Annotated in this window: 16 protein-coding genes; 5 read left to right on the top strand and 11 right to left on the bottom strand. The window is 67.6% G+C overall.

All coding sequences use genetic code 11. The features are described 5' to 3' along the window. Window positions 1-55 precede the first annotated feature (55 nt). Window positions 56-643 carry a class I SAM-dependent methyltransferase gene (locus NM1_RS00345; RefSeq protein ID WP_246010977.1) on the bottom strand — a complete coding sequence of 196 codons (588 nt, stop codon included), beginning with the start codon at window positions 641-643 and terminating at the stop codon, window positions 56-58. Window positions 644-781: 138 nt separating this feature from the next. On the opposite strand from NM1_RS00345, the gene NM1_RS41795 reads away from it, so the two are divergent. Then, entirely contained in the window at window positions 782-1,264 is a 483-nt protein-coding gene (locus NM1_RS41795) for a hypothetical protein (RefSeq protein WP_147288930.1), read from the top strand. Here NM1_RS41795 and NM1_RS41790 read toward each other — a convergent pair. The 3 genes from NM1_RS41790 to NM1_RS00330 form a co-directional block, all read right to left on the bottom strand. Beyond that, complete coding sequence (locus NM1_RS41790) at window positions 1,257-1,787, bottom strand: hypothetical protein (RefSeq protein ID WP_147288931.1); 531 nt, start codon at window positions 1,785-1,787, stop codon at window positions 1,257-1,259. The two genes, NM1_RS41795 and NM1_RS41790, sit on opposite strands and share 8 nt — an antisense overlap. 980 nt (window positions 1,788-2,767) lie before the next feature. Then, window positions 2,768-3,388 carry an MspA family porin gene (locus NM1_RS00335; RefSeq protein WP_246010982.1) on the bottom strand — a complete coding sequence of 207 codons (621 nt, stop codon included), beginning with the start codon at window positions 3,386-3,388 and terminating at the stop codon, window positions 2,768-2,770. Window positions 3,389-3,587: 199 nt separating this feature from the next. Beyond that, window positions 3,588-4,487, bottom strand: coding sequence for a sigma-70 family RNA polymerase sigma factor (locus tag NM1_RS00330; RefSeq protein ID WP_068012427.1), 900 nt, complete (start codon window positions 4,485-4,487; stop codon window positions 3,588-3,590). Window positions 4,488-4,671: 184 nt separating this feature from the next. On the opposite strand from NM1_RS00330, the gene NM1_RS00325 reads away from it, so the two are divergent. Then, window positions 4,672-5,859: a serine hydrolase domain-containing protein gene (locus NM1_RS00325; RefSeq protein ID WP_068012426.1), complete on the top strand. Its 1,188-nt coding sequence runs from the start codon at window positions 4,672-4,674 to the stop codon at window positions 5,857-5,859. A 30-nt stretch (window positions 5,860-5,889) separates the two neighbouring features. Then, window positions 5,890-6,336 (top strand): DoxX family protein, encoded by a 447-nt coding sequence (locus tag NM1_RS00320; RefSeq protein ID WP_068012425.1) that lies wholly within the window; start codon window positions 5,890-5,892, stop codon window positions 6,334-6,336. A 51-nt stretch (window positions 6,337-6,387) separates the two neighbouring features. Here the strand turns inward: NM1_RS00320 and NM1_RS00315 are convergent, their stop codons facing one another. Further along, a complete protein-coding gene (locus tag NM1_RS00315; protein ID WP_068012424.1) occupies window positions 6,388-7,035 on the bottom strand; it encodes a TetR/AcrR family transcriptional regulator in 648 nt (215 codons plus the stop codon). A 129-nt stretch (window positions 7,036-7,164) separates the two neighbouring features. Here NM1_RS00315 and NM1_RS00310 point away from each other — a divergent pair, with 129 nt between their 5' ends. Beyond that, a complete protein-coding gene (locus tag NM1_RS00310; protein ID WP_068012422.1) occupies window positions 7,165-8,631 on the top strand; it encodes an MFS transporter in 1,467 nt (488 codons plus the stop codon). A 90-nt stretch (window positions 8,632-8,721) separates the two neighbouring features. Here NM1_RS00310 and NM1_RS00305 read toward each other — a convergent pair whose 3' ends face one another. Together NM1_RS00305 and NM1_RS00300 are read right to left on the bottom strand one after the other, a co-directional pair. Continuing rightward, window positions 8,722-9,864, bottom strand: a complete 1,143-nt coding sequence (locus tag NM1_RS00305; protein ID WP_068012420.1) for an acyl-CoA dehydrogenase family protein — start codon at window positions 9,862-9,864, stop codon at window positions 8,722-8,724. Between the two features lie 259 nt (window positions 9,865-10,123). Continuing rightward, window positions 10,124-11,512, bottom strand: a complete 1,389-nt coding sequence (locus tag NM1_RS00300; RefSeq protein ID WP_068012418.1) for an MFS transporter — start codon at window positions 11,510-11,512, stop codon at window positions 10,124-10,126. A 90-nt stretch (window positions 11,513-11,602) separates the two neighbouring features. On the opposite strand from NM1_RS00300, the gene NM1_RS00295 reads away from it, so the two are divergent. Beyond that, window positions 11,603-12,193 (top strand): TetR/AcrR family transcriptional regulator, encoded by a 591-nt coding sequence (locus NM1_RS00295; protein WP_068012415.1) that lies wholly within the window; start codon window positions 11,603-11,605, stop codon window positions 12,191-12,193. Window positions 12,194-12,360: 167 nt separating this feature from the next. Here NM1_RS00295 and NM1_RS00290 read toward each other — a convergent pair whose 3' ends face one another. From NM1_RS00290 to NM1_RS00275, 4 genes are all read right to left on the bottom strand, one after another. After that, a complete protein-coding gene (locus NM1_RS00290; protein ID WP_068012412.1) occupies window positions 12,361-13,443 on the bottom strand; it encodes an ABC transporter ATP-binding protein in 1,083 nt (360 codons plus the stop codon). A 12-nt stretch (window positions 13,444-13,455) separates the two neighbouring features. Further along, window positions 13,456-14,205 (bottom strand): carbohydrate ABC transporter permease, encoded by a 750-nt coding sequence (locus NM1_RS00285; protein ID WP_246010983.1) that lies wholly within the window; start codon window positions 14,203-14,205, stop codon window positions 13,456-13,458. Window positions 14,206-14,368: 163 nt separating this feature from the next. Beyond that, entirely contained in the window at window positions 14,369-15,223 is an 855-nt protein-coding gene (locus tag NM1_RS00280; protein WP_068012408.1) for a carbohydrate ABC transporter permease, read from the bottom strand. 2 nt (window positions 15,224-15,225) lie between these two features. After that, the gene (locus NM1_RS00275; protein WP_068012405.1) at window positions 15,226-16,533 is read right to left on the bottom strand and encodes an ABC transporter substrate-binding protein; all 1,308 of its coding nucleotides are present in this window, start codon (window positions 16,531-16,533) and stop codon (window positions 15,226-15,228) included. Window positions 16,534-16,595 lie beyond the last annotated feature (62 nt).

Raw genomic sequence — 16,595 nt, 5'->3', positions numbered from 1 at the left:
ACTGTCCGTCACGAGTTCCTCACCCTACAGGGCCTTTCTGTGAAGGGACGGCCGCTCACGTCGCGATCACGAAGAGCTTTTCGCGCCCGCCGGCGATCAACGATTGCGCCACCACGCGAGGTTCGTAGGGCCGGAACAGGGCGTCCAGGGATTCCTCCGTGAACCGATGCTGCTGTGCACCCTCGCCGGCGTTGGTGTAGCGGCGGGCGATCGCGGCCAGGACGCGGTTGTTGCTGGTCGCCAGGTTGCGGATCGGCTCGGAGATGATCACCTGCTTGCGCGCGGCGGCCAGCATCCGCTCGACTATGGGCGCGGGCTCGGGCAGAAAGTGATACAGGCTCGCCTGCATGACCAGATAGTCGGCCGGTGGCAGCGCCGCATCGGAATGCACATTCCACACCGTGCCGCGCCCACCCGCGTCGTTGAGCCGGGCGATGAAGCCGGCGTTGAGGTCCAGCCCGGTGTAGGAGCCCGACCGGCCGCGGAGATACCGGGTATACAGCGTCGCCGGACCGCAGCACACGTCCACGACATCGGCGCCATCGGGAATCTGCTCCGCCACCGCGCGATACCGTGCCCCGTAGTGCCGCCCGTACAACCCCCGCATGAGCAGTTCGTATACGGTGGCGTTGCGATAGACCACGCTGGTTCCCAATGGCTTCCCTGCAGCTGTCGGGTAGTTGGCTGCCGCGCCGGATGTTACGGGGCTTCGGGGTGCGTGTCGATGCGAGCGGGGTGAATGGGGCGGCTCCATCGGGAGAATTTCAGTACGATGACACTCGTGGATTTCGTCGCTTGGCCTGGGGCGATCGCTGTCAGCCGAGGGCGATCGGCGGCCTGCCTCCTGGGTCTGGTCAGCGTGGTTGTGCTGCGGATTTCCCGATTGCCGGTATGGGAGTCGTTGGCGGCGCATACCGCAGCAATGCTCGCATTTGCGTTTTTCCCCATCGCAGTCGGGTATCTTTCGGTGCTGCTGGCTGTACGCGTCAGGACGGTGCGACTATTATCTGTCAGCGTCGTAGTGCTTGCTGCCATATCGTTGGTTCTGCAACCCCTGAAACTATTCTTTGCGGCCGACGGGCATCAAGACCTCATGTTCGAAGATCATATTCTCGTGACACCACGTGAATCGCTCCTGTATTATAATATGCCGCTCGTCTTGACATACACCGCGGATATTCTGCTATGGCTTGCGTGTCTATTGTTGTCGGCGATGTCCACCGCAGCCTTCAAACGTTCTTCGGTCAGACGCAGCGTCAGTTGAGGCCGCAGATTCGCCACGTGCCGTCCATATTCTCGTAGACGCTGGAGACTTGCACCTCGTTATTCGAATTAAGGCCCTCTACGTGGCGTTCGTACTGTACCCACAGTGCCGCACTGGCGAATCGATCGAGCACAGTGAGATCCAGATATTTGGTGATGGTGCCGCGGCCGCGGGCGGCGAGGTCGGAGCGAGCCCCTGCGGCGAAACTCTCCGGATCGGTGTTCTCCAGATCGGTTCGAAGAGCCCCGCACGAGATCTTCATCAGGTTATGCAGGTCACCGTTGTTGTAAGCCTCGATCGCTTGGCTCGCTACCGCTGTGATCTGATCCCGTGTTGCCGGATCGATGGCTCGGGGACCCTGTGCTGGCGAAGAAGCTGGGGATGCTGCCGGTGCGGGTCCGTCCGAAACAGGTGTAGTAGACGGTGGGTCTGGATTGGATGTCTGGCTGTCGGAGCAGCCGGCCATCAGGATCGTGGCAAATGTGAGGACAATTCCGATGTCTCTGCGCAATTTATATCCCATTGTAGTCGAGCATATCTTGAATGAATCTCAATTCGCCCAGGGTGGGCCATTCAGGCCGGGCCACGGAGGTTGTATCGTGGACACCACTGTCCAATACACTTCCGCGTTGTCCAAGCATAAGGTGTACCGCGGGTCCAATGTACCGTAGGTGTACTTGCAGTTCTGAGTCATGTCGGTGAAGAGCTGATTATTGCAGAAGTTATTCGTTCCACCGCCTGCCAGGCACATGTCGTGGCGGGCGCAAGGGCCGCTGAAATCGGCATTCGCACCGGGGCTGGGCAGCTGATCCGGAGAACCTGAGCAGTAATCGTGCTCGAATCTCCACGAGTCGCAGGTTTCCCCTTGCGGAATTTGTTTGCAATCCGGGTCGTAGATGTAGTCGTCGGGTACCTCGACCTTCGAGCCGGATCCATTCAACGCCCCGTGCCCACGGCAACTGCCGTCAGGATTTCTACCGGCAATGCACAGGCCCGCACTCTGGACCGGCAGTGTCGGTGTCAGGTCGGTCGATGATCGGTCGTCTCCGAGTCCGCACGGTGGAATCGGCGTATTGCCGGGGAGCGCCGGCGGAATGTACCCGGGTACGGGGATGATGGCCGCGCACGGGTCTGGCGGTGGTTGCAGGGGTGGCGGCGTGAGCGCTGCGGCGGGCGGCGGTATCGCGGTTGTCGCCGACGGCGGTGTGGTGGTGGCCAGGGCTGGCGGTCCGGGAACTGTGGGCGCAGGCTGACCGGGGGGTTGGTTGGGGAGGGTGGGTTCTTCGATTTCGGGGAAGTTGCCGAAGCAGGGCCAGCCGGGGTGCATTTCCTGCCATTGTGGGCAGGGGATGTAGGGGTTGATCGGTTTGGCTTCGGCCTGGGGTGTGTTTCGGGTGCTGATGGCGAGCACGCTGGTGCCGATCAGCAGCGCGAGGGCTGTTATCAGCAGCCCGTATCTTCGGGTCGTTCCGATCGGTCGCCTGAGCGGTGACATGGGTTGTCTCACAGGTAGATCGGGTCGCCGTAGACGGCCAGGGAGTTGTCGGCGGTGGGGGTGGAGATGTTGACCTGGGCGTAGGAGCGGAGGCTGACCGGGCCCATGCAGCCGTCGATTTTGATGTGGACCTGGTCGGAGGTGATCGAACCGTGGCGTCCGGCAAGGGGTTTGGTGGCGAACGGAATGTCGGTGATGGTGCCGGGTTTGAGGTAGACGGTCGGCGATATCGTGGCGCTGCCGCCGATGCCGGAGGTGACGCCGATGGTGACGGTGGGGCCGATCGCGACTCCGATTGCGGCGCCGCTGGTTACGTCGACCTGGCAGCCGATCTGATAGCCCAGTTTGAGGGTGCCGGCGTTGACCGGTGCGGCGCCGTCGCCGTCGATGTCGGCGACCGCCTTGAGACTGACGAATCCCTCGCGGGTGAACATCGTGGCGGCGAGATTCGGGTACCGGTCGAGGTTTTCGTCGGTCTTCGTGATCCGCATCTGCCAGCCGTCGTCGGTGGTGGTTTCCCGCGATTTGTCGGCGAGCGGTTCGGCGGTGGCGGTTCCGGTGGCGGCGATGCTCATGGTGAGAACGCTCAGCAAACCGAACAAACCCGTGATGGTGGACCGTATGCGCATGACATCCCCGTCTGTAGACATGGCGGAGCTAACGAACCGGTCGAATAAGCCTGCGCGACAAGCGAATCCCCCCGAAATTACTGCCCCTTCGGCGCGAGAGATTAGCACGGCGTCGTGCGCCGGGCTACCGGGAGAGGCGGGGGTTGTGATGTGCAACAAACGATTCGCGGAGCGTCGTGCCGGTGGTCGGGACAGGAGGTCAGGCCGGGGCGGATCGACCGATGATGGCTGTTGCGTCGATTCGGTCCAGTCGGTGAGGGTCCGAGAGGATGTCGATGGTGGTTATGCGGGCGTCGGTAACGGTAAAGCTCATGATCGAGAACAGGGCGCCTTCGCGGGTGCTGACCAGGCCCGCGGTGCCGTTGACCAGGGCGGGGTACGAGGTGCAGGTGGTGGCCATACGGTGGAAGGTGTCGAGCAGTCCGGCGACGTCGGTGGCGCCGCGCAGCACCCGCATGCCGGGCAGGCCGGGGTCGGCGCGCAGCACGATGTCCGGGTCGAGGATGCCCAGCAGCGCGTCGAAATCGCCCTCGCGGGCGGCGGTGAGGAAGGCGTCGACGACGCGGCGTTGCCTCGACAGATCCGGATCCGGCGCCGCGGCTCGGCCCTGAACGTGGCGGCGTGCCTGACTCGCCAGCTTCTTCGCGGTCTGCGGGGTGCGGTCGATGATGGGCGCGATCTGGTCGAAGGGCAGGGCGAACATGTCGTGCAGGACGAATGCGAGCCGTTCGACCGGACGCAGCGACTCCAGCACCACGAGCAGTGCCATGCCGACCGAATCGGCAAGCAGCGCTTGCTGCTCCGGATCCGACCCGGTATCGGCGGCAATGACCGGATCGGGCAGGTGGTCGGTCTCCAGCGGTTCCTCGTGTCGAATCTTGCGGGCGCGCAACATGTCCAGGCACACCCTCCCGACCACGGTGGTCAGCCAGCCGCCCAGGTTGCCGATGTCCGCCGATTCCGTGCGTGCCAGGCGCAACCATGCCTCCTGCACCGCATCGTCGGCCTCGGTGAGAGAGCCGAGCATCCGATAGGCCACGGCCCGCAGGTGGTCGCGGTGCTCCTGGAAACGGTCGGCCAGAAGTTCGTGCTCGGTCACGGGTCCTCCTCGATCGGTGTCACCACGCTGACGAACCAGCGCTGCCGAGTGTGACCTCGATCGACCTTCATGCCGTATGAACAGGCAGAACGTCGCGGGGTCACCTTTTGCGGCAGTGGTTCGTCAGGGCGGTAGGCGGTCGGGCAGCGGGCCCGGCCCACAGCCATTCGGAGGAATACACGCAATGAGCAATATCGAAGTCCACGGCACCGTCGCGGCCGGATTCGAGGAGGTGCGCGCGGAGTTCGCGGCCGTGGTGACGGAAGAGAACGGCGAATCCGGTGCACAGCTGGCCGCTTATGTGCGGGGCCGGAAGACGGTCGATCTCTGGGCGGGTGCGGACGTCACCGGCACCACGCTCACCGGCCTGCATTCCTCGACCAAAGGTGCTGCGGGACTGGTGATCGCGCTGCTGATCCAGGACGGAGTCCTCGATATCGACCGTCCGGTCGCCCACTACTGGCCCGAATTCGCCACTGCGGGAAAGCAACGCATCACGGTGCGGGACGTGCTCGCACACCGGTCCGGAATCGTCGGCGCGAACGGCGGATTCACCGTCGCGGAACTGGCCGACGAGCGGATCATCGCGGAGAGGCTGGTGGGACAGCGGCCGTACTTCGAACCGGGCCGAGTGCACGGGTACGGCGGGTTCGTCATGTATGCGATCCTCGGCGAGGTCGTGCGTGCCGCGACCGGCCGCACCGTGGCACAGCTGTTCGAGGAACGCATCCGGGCCCCGTACGGATTGGATGTCTACCTCGGACTGCCCGCCGAACTGGAACACCGGTATGTGCCGATCCTGCCGTGGCACGCGACCCCGGAGATGGAGGAGGCCTTCGCGGCGAATTCGCCTGGGCCGCACTCCATCGCGGGTATCGCCTACAACCTGAACGCCCGCGGCTTCACGCCCGCCGACGTCATGGCGCTGCCGAACGACCCGGCGGTGCGCCGCCTCGGGCAAGGCTCGGGCGGCGGTGTGGGCAGTGCGGACGGGCTGGCGGCAATGTACGCCGCGGCGATCTCCGGCGTGGGCGGCCGACCGCCGCTGCTCACCCTGGACACCATCGCCACTGTATCCGAGATACATTCCGGCGGAAGGGATCTGGTGCGGGGCGACAACGCTCCGTATGCGCTCGGTTTCGAGGCCAAGGGGCTGCTGCATCCGTTCCTCGGCGCACACGCCTTCGGTCACACCGGTTCCGCGGGCTCCGACGGCTTCGCCGATCCACACAGCGGACTCACCTACGGATACACCCGGCGCCGGGCCGCCTTCGCCTTCAACGCACCCGAGAACGCGCGTCTGGCCGAGGTCATCCATCGTGCCGCCACGGCAGAACGCGCTGTGGCCCACATCAATTCGTCGGCGGCCTGAGGCCCCGCACATCCGAAAGAGAACTGTCACATGACTACTCGCTCGATCTCCCGTTTCCGTTCGCGAGCACTGCAGTTGGCCAAGTGGACACCGGCCGCCATCGTGCTGACCGAGACCGCTGTGGGCTCCTACTGGGACCTTGCGAGAATCCCGTACGTCCGAGAGGTTTTCGACCATCTCGGATACCCGATGTATTTCGCAACCCTCCTGGGAACAGCCAAAGTGGCGGCCCTCGCAGCGATCCTGACCCCGGGTCATCCTCTGGTCAAGGAATGGGCCTATGCCGGACTGGTTTTCGTCTACGGCGGCGCGGCCGCGTCGCATCTGGCGGCGGGTGACGGGGCCGACAAATGGGCCACCCCACTGGTGTTCGTCGCCTGCACCTTCGCGGCCCGCGCCTGGTTGCCTTCCGGCACCACGCACCCCGCGTCACTCGAGCGCATCGGGGCACTGCTGCGTCCTGCCCGCAGCGCGTAGCGGCGAGGAAAACCACCTACCGCGCTCGGATTCACCGCTGAGCACCGAATTTCACTGTGCCGACCGGGAGGGCCGGTTGATCATCGATCGGAAGATCTCGAAGGTCTCCAGCACAGCCTGTCGGCACGACTCGGCGGACTGGTCCGGGGAGTGCCGCGCCCATTCGTCCATGGCCGCCTGGGACACCATGCGCCAGGTCGCCACCAGGAGCCTGACCGCGATGTCGTCGGGTGTCGTGTCCATGCGGTCGGCGAGCACCGGAGCGAGGATGTCGGCCTCGATCTCGCCGAATTCCGTGCAGCGGGCGCGCACGGACGGTGAACTGTGGATGATCCGCTGCATCTGCCGGACGCGATCGAAGTCCACTACCTCGTCGCCATCTGCGGTGCGCTGCAACAGAGTTGCGTAAGCATCGCGCAGGGCGAGCAGATCGTTGCCGCCGCGCGGCCGCTCCCGCAGCAGTTCGACGGTCGCGGCGAGGTAGTCGTGCATCGGTCCGAGGACGATGTCTTCCTTGGTGGTGAAGTATCGGGTAACCGTGCGCGGTGCGACCTGTGCGGCGGCGGCGATCTCCTCGATCGTGGTGGCCTCGAAGCCGTGCCGGTCGCACAGGTCCAGGGCGGTCTCGATGATCTGGATCCGGGTGCGCTGCTTCTTGCGTTCCCGCAGGCCGATCGGTCGCACAGGCATCGCGGTCATGTCTCGAGATTGTAATCGCCCAAAATATGGCCATGATGGTCACTTGGCCATTGACGTCAGTTTGGAACCGTGTCAGGATTGCGCCGGAAGGGGAAGTTCACGACCGAGGCCCAATCGAGGGGGAGGTTCATGTCATCGGATCTTGTTGTGCCCGAACGCCGTTGGTGGGCGCTGGTGGTGTTGTCCATCACCCAGCTGATCATCGTTCTCGACGCGACGATCGTGACGATCTCACTGCCGTACGCCCAGGCCGACCTCGGCATCCGCGAGGCCGACAAGCAGTGGGTGCTGACGGCCTACACGCTGATGTTCGGGGGATTGCTGCTGCTCGGCGGCAGGCTCGCCGATTACCTCGGCCGCCGCCGGATCCTCGTGGTGGGACTGGTCGGGTTCGCGGCGGCGTCGGCGCTGGCCGGGGCGGCGACCACCGGCGGGGCCCTGTTCGCGGGGCGTGCCCTACAGGGTGTTTTCGCCGCCCTGCTGGCGCCTTCGGCGCTGTCGCTGGTGTCGGTGACGTTCACCGAAACACGCGACCGTGCCCGTGCTTTCGCGGTGTTCGGCGGTGTGTCCGGCGCCGGTCTGGCCCTCGGCCTCATCGGCGGCGGGGCGCTGACGGAATACACGTCCTGGCGGTGGTGCCTGTTGATCAACACGCCGATCGCGCTGGTCACCGCCCTGGTGGCGGTGGCGGTCGTGGTGCGCGACATCCCGGTCCCGCGCACCGGCAGCTACGACATACCAGGTGTGGTCACCGTGACGGCGGCGCTGGTGGCGACCGTGTACGGATTCAACCGGGCCGCCGAGGCGGGCTGGGGCGCCGCGAGCACGGTGGTACTGCTGGCGGCGGGCGCGGGCCTGCTGGCGGCGTTCGTGGTGATCGAGTCGAGAGTGGCCGATCCGCTACTGCCGCTGCGCATTCCGGGCGAGATCAACCGGGGCGGGGCGTTTCTCGTGGCGTTGCTGGCTCCGGTCGCGATCTACGCGATGTTCCTGTTCCTCAGCTATTACTTCCAGAACACCCTCGGCTATTCACCGCTGCAGGCGGGTCTCGCCTTTCTGCCGTTCCCCGTCGGGATCGTCGTATCGGCCGGCCTGGCAAGCCAACTGCTGCCGAAGGTGGGCCCGCGGCCGCTGATGCTCAGCGGTGCGTTGCTGTGTGTCGTGGGACTGGCCTATCTGGCGCAGTTGAGTGTCGGCGACAGTTACGGGACCGGTGTGCTGCCGGCCGCGATCGTCTTCGCGCTGGGCATGGCACAGATCTTCGTGGCGATGCAGGCGACGGCGATGCACGGGATCCGCGAGCGTGACATCGGTGTGGCCAGCGGGCTGCTGAATGCGGTACAGCAGATCGGGGCGGCCATCGGCACCGCACTGCTGACCACGATCGCGGTGCAGGTTTCCGAACGCTATGCGCAGCACCACCGTAGCGAACCCGATGTGGCGGCTCGGGCTGCGATTCACAGCTATGACACCGGATTCTATTGGGGTGCTGGGTTTTTCCTGATCGCGGCGATGGTGATCGCACTGACGATCCGGGTGCGCGGCCGGGATCTCGCCACGAACGCGCAGGATGCGGCGGTGATGGTCGGCCAGTAGGGCCCAGCCTGTTGTGGACCTGCCGGACGGTCCCGTCTCTCAGGAGGGGGAGAGACGGGACGTCGGCACAAGCCGACCGCGCGGCCTGGCTCAGCTCCCTGCCAGTGAACGCGCTATGACCAGGCGCTGGATCTGGTTGGTGCCCTCGAAGATCTGGGTGATCTTGGCTTCGCGCATATAGCGTTCGACGCGGAAGTCGCGGGTGTAGCCGTAGCCGCCGAGGACCTGGACGGCGTCGGTGGTGACCTTCATGGCGGCGTCGGTGGCGACCAGCTTGGCGACGGAAGCGTTGCGGGAGTAGGGAAGTCCGGCGTCGCGGCGGCGGGCGGCGTCGAGGTAGGTGGCGCGGGCGGAGTCGACGGCGGCGGCCATGTCGGCGAGCAGGAAACCCAGGCCCTGGTGGTCGATGATCTTGCGGCCGAAGGCCGTTCGCTGCTGCGCGTAGGCCGTGGCCTCGTCCAGGGCGGCCTGGGCCAGCCCGACCGCTACCGCCGCGATGCCGAGCCGTCCGGAATCGAGTGCGCTGAAGGCGATTTGGAGCCCCTGGCCCTCGGCGCCGATGCGGCGGTCGGTGGGCACGAGGGCGTCGTCGTAGTGGGCGGTGGTGGTCGGGACCGCGGCCAGGCCCATTTTCTCCTCGGGCTTGCCGAAACTCAGTCCGGGAGTGTCCTTGTCGACGAGGAAGCACGAGATACCACGCGATCCCTCGCCGGTGCGGGCGAACAGGGTGTAGAAATCGGCGCGGCCGCCGTGGGTGATCCAGGCCTTGGTGCCGGTGATCCGATAGCCGTCCGCGGTGGCGGTGGCCTTGCAGGCGAGGGCGGCGGCATCGGATCCGGCCTGCGGCTCGGACAGGCTGTAGGCGCCGATCATGCTGCCGCCCAACATCTCCGGCAACCACCGCTGCTGCTGTTCCTGCGTCCCGAAGGCGAGCAGCGGGTAGCACGACAGGCTGTGCACGCTGACCGCCACGGCCACCGCCGCCCACCGGGCCGCGATCTCCTCGAGCACCTGCAGATACACCTCGTACGGCTGCCCGCCGCCGCCCTGCTCCACCGGATACGGCAGGCTCAGCAGCCCGGCCTCGCCGAGTGTGGCGAACACGCCCTCGGGATAGGTCTCGGACTTCTCGTGCGCGTCCACGATCGGCGCGAGCACCTTGTCGGAGATGTCGCGGGTGAGCTGGATCAGATCACGCGCTTCGGCGGTGGGCAGCAGGCGATCGACGGCCACGCACGGCTCCTAGCTGATTCGGATGAAGACGGTTACCAGGCATCCACGCTACTGCCCGCCTCGCCGCCCGACCGCACAGCCACCACCCGGCCTGCGCGGACATGTTTCGAACCGACGCAGCGAATTCTTCCGTCACAACGCGGTTTGTGGTTGTGGAGGCCGGGCGGGGAATCGACTCGTGCGGCACATCCGATTGCCCCCTGCAGCGGATACGTGCGGTACCCGGCGGCGCACAGTCGGCGACCGCCGGGCAGCAGACTCAGCCCGCTCGGCCGGGCGTCAGCACCCCCGCCACCCCGGCGGCGACCGCCGCGGCCGCCGCGGCGACCACGAACCCGCTGGTGAAGCCGGAGGTCGTGTGTGCGACCAGGCTGGCGGCCGCCGCGCTGGAGACGACCGCGGCGCCGAGCGACGCGCCGAATTCGTGGAAGGTGCTGACGATTCCGGACGCGATCCCCGCCTCGTGCGGCGCGACCTGGCCCAGCGCCGTCGCCGAGGCGACCACGAAGAGGGCGCCGGTCCCGGCCGCCGCGACGGCCACGCCGATCACCACGGCCGCGGTGTCGAGCGAGACGGCGGGCACCGCCATGCCGAGCGCGGCGACGAGCAGCCCGGCCACCGCCAGGGTGCGTGCGCCGAATCGGGCCAGGACCCGCCCGGTGAGGTTCGCGCCCGCCATGGTCGCCAGTGCCACCGGCAGGAACAGCAGCCCCGTCCGCAGCGCGCCGTAGCCCAGTCCCTGCTGGAAATAGAAGGTGCCCAGGAAGAACACCGCGATCATCAGCGCCGTCGCCATCGCGATGAGGAAGGCGCCGGTGGCCACCGGACGCCGGACCAGCAGCCGCACGTCCATCAGTGGCGAGGCCGCCGTCCGCTGCCGAACCACGAATGCCAGGTAGCCGATCGCGCCGAGCAGCACGAACGCTCCGGTGCCCACGGTCAGCCAGCCGCGATCGCCCGCCGTGATGAGGGCGTAGATCACCGCGCCGGTCGAGGCCGTGACCAGCAGCGCACCGAGCACGTCCAGGCGCGGGCGCGGCACCGCGGCGGTCTGCCGCGGCAGCAGCGCGGTCAGCGCCACCAGGATCACGATGCCGATCGGGACGTTGACGTGGAAGACCCACGGCCAGCCGGGGCCGGCCGTCAGCAGACCGCCGAGCAGCACACCCAGCGCCGCGCCGCCACCGCCGAGTGCGGACCACACGCCCAGCGCGCGGTTCCGCTCGTCGCCGCCGAACAGTGAGACCACCAGCGACAATGCCGCCGGTGACAGCAGCGCCGCCCCGACGCCCTGTGCGACGCGGCCCGCCAGCAGCACCTCGGCGCTCCCGCTGAGCCCGGTGACCAGCGAGGCCACCGTGAAGAGCCCGAGCCCGGCGAGGACCACCCGCTTCGCCCCGATCAGATCCGCGATACGCCCGCCGAGCAGCATCAGGCCGCCGAACGCCAGGGTGTACGCGCTGACCGCCCACGTCACCGCCGCGCGGCTGAGGCCGAGGTCGGTCTCCATGTGCGGCAGGGCGATTGCCACGACGGTTACGTCCAGGATCAGCATCAGCTGGGCGATGCCGAGGAAGCCGAGGATGCGCCACCGCTGCGGGTGCGCCGACTCGGGCGGGGACGTCCGGTCGATTTCTTGCTGTGTCATCAGATTCTCCCGAAGCTAACTCGTACTGATTCGTACGACATGTAACTCCGAGAGTAACCCGTACATTCCAGTACGAGCTAGAGTGTTGTCATGTCGACCACCGAGGGCCGCACGCGCCGCCGCGCCGATGCCGAACGCAGCATCGCCCGCATCGTCGCCGCAGCGCGCACCACCTGGAGCAGCAATCCGCAGGCCAGCATCGACGACATCGTCAAGGCGGCCGGGGTCGGCAGGATGACGCTGTACGGGCACTTCCCGAACCGGGCCGAGCTGGTGGAGGCGGCCCTGGCGGCGGCGCTGCGCGACGGCGAGGAGGTGCTGTCCGCCGTCGATCTCGACGGTGATGCGCGCGCGGCGATGGACCGGCTGCTCGCGGCCAGCTGGTCGCTGGTGGCCGAATCCGCGGCGCTGCTCACGGCGGCCCAGGAAAGCCTGTCCGCTGAGCGAATTCGCGAGCTGCACGGCGGCGCCGCGAACCGCGTCGAGAACCTCATCCGCCGCGGCCGCCGCCAGGGCGTATTCCGTGCCGACCTCTCGGTCGCCTGGCTGGTCGGCGCGGTCCACTACCTCCTGCAGGGTGCCGCGGAGGAAGTGCGCGCCGGGCGAATGACCGAAAAGGAGGCGGCAAAGGCCGTTCCCGCGACGATCCAGGCTGTTTTGGATGTGCCACGGGCGGGGTGATCGTCTCGACGCATGGCGAACCGCCCCGAGCGCGTGGAGAGTGTGGGAGTCACTGGTCCGGGGCGGTTCCGAGACCCTCTGGGCGGGAGAGGGTCCGAGCCGAGCCTACGGACCTCGCAGCTGCCCCTGAACCCCTGTGAGCCCCTTTTCACCGACCGGTAGGGGCGTCAGTGGGGGGTCAGGTTCAGGAGCAGTCCGGTGTCGGGGTCGTACCAGCGGGTCGCTGCGGCGGGGATTCGCACGGTCAAATTTCCGCCCGGCTCTGCGTGGAAACCCGCCGCCGCTTGGATTTTCACCGTCTGCCCGGCGACGGCGGTGGTAAGCAGGGTCGACGAGCCGAGCGGTTCGAGAACCTGGAGCTCACCCGTCAGCGTGTCGTCGCCCGGATTCTCGCTCACCGCAACGGCTTCCGGGCGAATGCCGAGCCGGAGCGTGCGGCCGGCGAACGACGACAGTGCCGCGGGCACGGCCAGGGACTGTCCGCCCAGGTCCAGTCGCCCGTCCTCGACGGTTCCGGTCAGGAAGTTCATCGGTGGGCTGCCGAGGAAGCCGCCGACGAATTCGGTCGCCGGACTGTCGTAGACGTCGCCCGGCGCACCCGTCTGGGCGATCCGCCCGTCCCGCATGACCGCCACGCGGTGGCCCAGCGACAGCGCCTCCAACTGATCGTGGGTGACGTAGATGGTGGTGGTGCCGAGCTCGCCGACCAGCTTCTTCAGCTCGGCCCGGAACGACAGGCGCAGCAGCGCATCCAGATTGGACAGCGGTTCGTCCATGAGCAGCACGTCGGCGTCCATGACGATGGCCCGGGCCACCGCGACCCGCTGGCGCTGCCCGCCCGACAGTTTCGCCGGGTAGCGGTCGAGGTAGGGCGTCAGCTGCAGCAGGTCCGCGGCCCACGCGACCTTGCGCCGGATCTCGTCGGCGGGCACGCCGTGCACGCGCAGGCCGAAACCGATGTTCTCGGAGACCTTCTTGTTGGGAAAGACCGCGTAGGACTGGAACACCATCGACAGGTTGCGCCTGCGGGGTTCGAGGTAGGTGACGTCGCGGCCGCCGATCACGATCTGCCCGGAGTCGGGCAGGTCCAGCCCGGCGATCATGCGCAGCAGCGTCGTCTTGCCGCAGCCGGAAGGCCCCAGCAGCACCATGAACTCGCCGTCGCCGACGGTCAGCGAGACCTCGTCGGTGGCGCGCGCGGTGCCACCGGGATAGGTCTTCACCAGCTCGCGCAGGATCACCTCAGCCATCGCACACCTCTGTCATCGCAACGTCGTTCCCCACATGTTCACCAGATAGCGCCGCATCACGAGAATGAACAGCAGCGCCGGAATGATCAGCGCGAAACCGCCCGCGAACCGGTACGGCGTGGACGCCTCGGCGAGCGCGGTGAGCACCTGGGCCGGCAGGGTGCGGTGGCCGAGCGTCACGATGGTCGCGCCGAGGATCTCGTTCCACGACAGCACGAAGGTGAAGATCGACGACGCCGCGAGGCCCGGAAGCGCGAGCGGCACAACGACTCTGCGCGCGGCCTGCCAGCGGGTGCAGCCGAATACCCGGGCCGCCTCCTCCAGATCGGCGGGCACCGCGACGAAGATACTGGCGGTGATGAGCACGGTGGTCGGCAGCGCCAGCACCGTATGCACGAGCGTCACCGCCAGCACCGTGTCGTCGATGTGCAGATGCAGGAACATCGTCGCCAGCGGCACCGACAGCACCACGATCGGCAGGGCGCGCACGAGCAGGACGAACACCCGGTAGGCATCCTGGCCGCGAAAGGCGTAGCGCGCCAGGGCATATCCCGCCGGCGCGCCCACGACCAGCGACCAGAACACGGTGTAGAGGCCGACGAGCACCGAATTTCCCAGGGCCGGAACGGTTCCGGTGGCGTGGAAGAAGGACGACAGCGTTTCGGTGGAGAGGTCGCCGGGCAGCAGCGGCTTCGGAAAGCGGTTGAGATCGTCGCGCGACGAGACGGCGGCCAGGGCGATGAGCACGATGGGCACAGCCATGAAGAGAGTGATGGTCAGGCAGGCGAATTGCACACCGGCCGAACGCCATCGGCGCCGACGCAGCGGGGCTCGGTCGATCGGAGGGAGGTCGGAGCGTGCGGCCTCGGGACCGGAAGCCGTCGTGGTCGTTGCTGATTCACTCACCGGAGCACGCCCTCCTCGCTCATCGCGCGCCCTCCGGATCCCGCACGGTCCGGAGGTAGAGCACCGCCGTACCGATCGAAATCACCAGCACCACAAGCGATACGCAGCTCGCCACCGCGGGGTTCTGCAGATTCGAGTACCACTGGTAGGTCTCGCCGACCAGCAGCGGGAAATCGCGGCCGGTGAGCGCCTGCGCGACCGCGAAGGCCTGTAGCGCCAGGATGGTGCGCAGGATCAGCGCCACCTGCAGGCTGGGCCCGAGCAGCGGCAGGGTCACATGCCGCAGCCGCTGCCACAGGCTCGCCCCGAATACCTGTGCGGCCTCGTCGAAGTCGCGCGGAATCAGCTGCACCCCGGCGATGACGATCACGAACACCAGGGAGGTCGCGCGCCAGATCTCGGCGACCACCACGGCCAGCAGCATGGTGCCGGTGTGCTGATATCCCAGCCACTGCACGCCGTCCTCGGACAGCCCGAGCCACACCAGCAGCGAGTTCAGATAGCCGCGATTGCCGAACACCGACAGCCACACCAGCCCGGCCGCCAGCTCGGACACCGCGAGCGGCACACACCACAGATAGAAGTGCGTACCGGCGAACCGCGGCCGCGCCTGCAGCAGCAGCGCCATGCCGATGGCCAGCACCAGCTGGATCGGCACCACGATCACGATCAACAGCAGCGTATTGCGCAGCGCCGTAAAGAAATACGGATCATCGAACAGCCGGTGCCAATGTGCGAGCGTGAAGCCGTGATCGTCGCGGAACGCCGCCAGCACGGCCTGCACCAGCGGCCAGCCGAACAGCGCGGCCAGCAGCACGATGGAGGGCAGCAACAGCACCCACGGAGATCGCAGCCCACGCTGTGTCGCAGCCATTTTCACCCCACCCGGCACAGGTCGGCGGCGGGGTCGGGGGCCCAGCACGGCACCCGCAGTTCGTCGAGGATGCCCTGCAGCACCCCGGCCTGCTGGTCCAGCGTGGCCCGAATGTCGGCCCCGCCCAGCACGATCGCGCGGAAACTGTCCTGGAACACCTTGCTCACCTCGCCTTCGCGTTTGCCGAGTCCGACCGGAGGCAGCGACAGCAGGGCATCCGGCGCCCGCTGCTGGCGGCGCAGCGCGTCGGCCTCGAGCCGGGCGGCCGGGGGCAGATCGTCGGGGATCGCCGTGTCGATCGACGGGAAGAAGCCGTTCGAGCGCAGCAGTTCGATCTGCGTGGACGGATCGGTGAGGGTCGAGATGGTGCGCTGGGCCAGCCCGGGATCCGGGCTGTGCTTGGGCACGGCGAGCCCGGTCACCACGGCCATGTAGCCGAGCCCGCGCGGGCCGCGGGGCGCGGGCAGCATGCGCCAGTCCTGCGGCTCGCGGGCGGGGGCCTGGGCCAGCCGGACCACGTGGTCCCACGCCATCCGCACCTCGCCGCCCTCCAGCGCGTCCTGCATGAAGTCGTAGCCGGTGCTCGACGACGCGCAGTTGGCCCACAGCTCGCGGAAGTACTGCCAGGCCGTCACGGCCTCGGGGGAGCGGAACGTGGTGATCTGTCCGCCGGTGAACGAGGGCAGCAGAAATCCCTGTACGAACCGGTGCAGCAGCCCCTTCGGACCGGCGGGCAGGCCGAGCATCGGGCGGTTGCCGTTGGCGCGGCGGGCGGCGATCGCCCAGTCGAGGAACTGGTCGTAGGTCAGCGCGTTCGCATCCGCGCCGGACGGCAGGTGCGCGAGCGCCTCGGCGTGCGCGGCGAGCAGGTAACTCGCTGTCGCCCAAGGGATGTACCAGGTGCGGTCGGTCCCGGCCCGCGCGAGTCGCAGATAGTCGGCGGACCAGCCGCGCGCGCCGAGGTCGGCGAGCAGTCCGGTCAGATCCTCCACGTACCCGTCGTCGGCCAGCGGCGCGAGATCGCCGTGCAGCCCGCCGAGCAGGCCGATCTTCGTGGCCCCGGCATCGACCTGGGTGCGCACCTGGCCCGCGAACGGGCTCTCCTCGATGGTCACGTAGCTGACGCCGGGCGCCGTCCGGCCCAGCAGCGACCGGAATCGCTCGGCCTCGTCGGCGGGCCGGAACTGGGTGGACAGGAACACCATTCCGCCCGCGCCGCTGGTGGTGAAGCCGGTGCAGGCGGCGGTGAGTGCGGCCACGCCGAGACCGGCCGAACGCAGCAACCCTCTGCGCGTCAAGGCGGCGGGCATGGGCGGCTCCCTGTGTGACTTGATCATGGGCTCCGTGGTCCGGCAAACCTAAGCGCCCGCCA

Source organism: Nocardia mexicana NBRC 108244 (genome assembly GCF_001613165.1).
Lineage (GTDB): Bacteria > Actinomycetota > Actinomycetes > Mycobacteriales > Mycobacteriaceae > Nocardia > Nocardia mexicana.
This window is presented reverse-complemented; position numbering and strand designations above follow the sequence as displayed.

Coding starts and splice junctions, on each gene's coding strand:
- NM1_RS41790 (WP_147288931.1), bottom strand. CDS start 1,787: ATGGGATATAAATTGCGCAGAGACATCGGAATTGTCCTCACATTTGCC.
- NM1_RS00335 (WP_246010982.1), bottom strand. CDS start 3,388: ATGCGCATACGGTCCACCATCACGGGTTTGTTCGGTTTGCTGAGCGTT.
- NM1_RS00325 (WP_068012426.1), top strand. CDS start 4,672: ATGAGCAATATCGAAGTCCACGGCACCGTCGCGGCCGGATTCGAGGAG.
- NM1_RS00320 (WP_068012425.1), top strand. CDS start 5,890: ATGACTACTCGCTCGATCTCCCGTTTCCGTTCGCGAGCACTGCAGTTG.
- NM1_RS00315 (WP_068012424.1), bottom strand. CDS start 7,035: ATGACCGCGATGCCTGTGCGACCGATCGGCCTGCGGGAACGCAAGAAG.
- NM1_RS00310 (WP_068012422.1), top strand. CDS start 7,165: ATGTCATCGGATCTTGTTGTGCCCGAACGCCGTTGGTGGGCGCTGGTG.
- NM1_RS00300 (WP_068012418.1), bottom strand. CDS start 11,512: ATGACACAGCAAGAAATCGACCGGACGTCCCCGCCCGAGTCGGCGCAC.
- NM1_RS00295 (WP_068012415.1), top strand. CDS start 11,603: ATGTCGACCACCGAGGGCCGCACGCGCCGCCGCGCCGATGCCGAACGC.
- NM1_RS00290 (WP_068012412.1), bottom strand. CDS start 13,443: ATGGCTGAGGTGATCCTGCGCGAGCTGGTGAAGACCTATCCCGGTGGC.
- NM1_RS00285 (WP_246010983.1), bottom strand. CDS start 14,205: ATGGCTGTGCCCATCGTGCTCATCGCCCTGGCCGCCGTCTCGTCGCGC.
- NM1_RS00280 (WP_068012408.1), bottom strand. CDS start 15,223: ATGGCTGCGACACAGCGTGGGCTGCGATCTCCGTGGGTGCTGTTGCTG.
- NM1_RS00275 (WP_068012405.1), bottom strand. CDS start 16,533: ATGCCCGCCGCCTTGACGCGCAGAGGGTTGCTGCGTTCGGCCGGTCTC.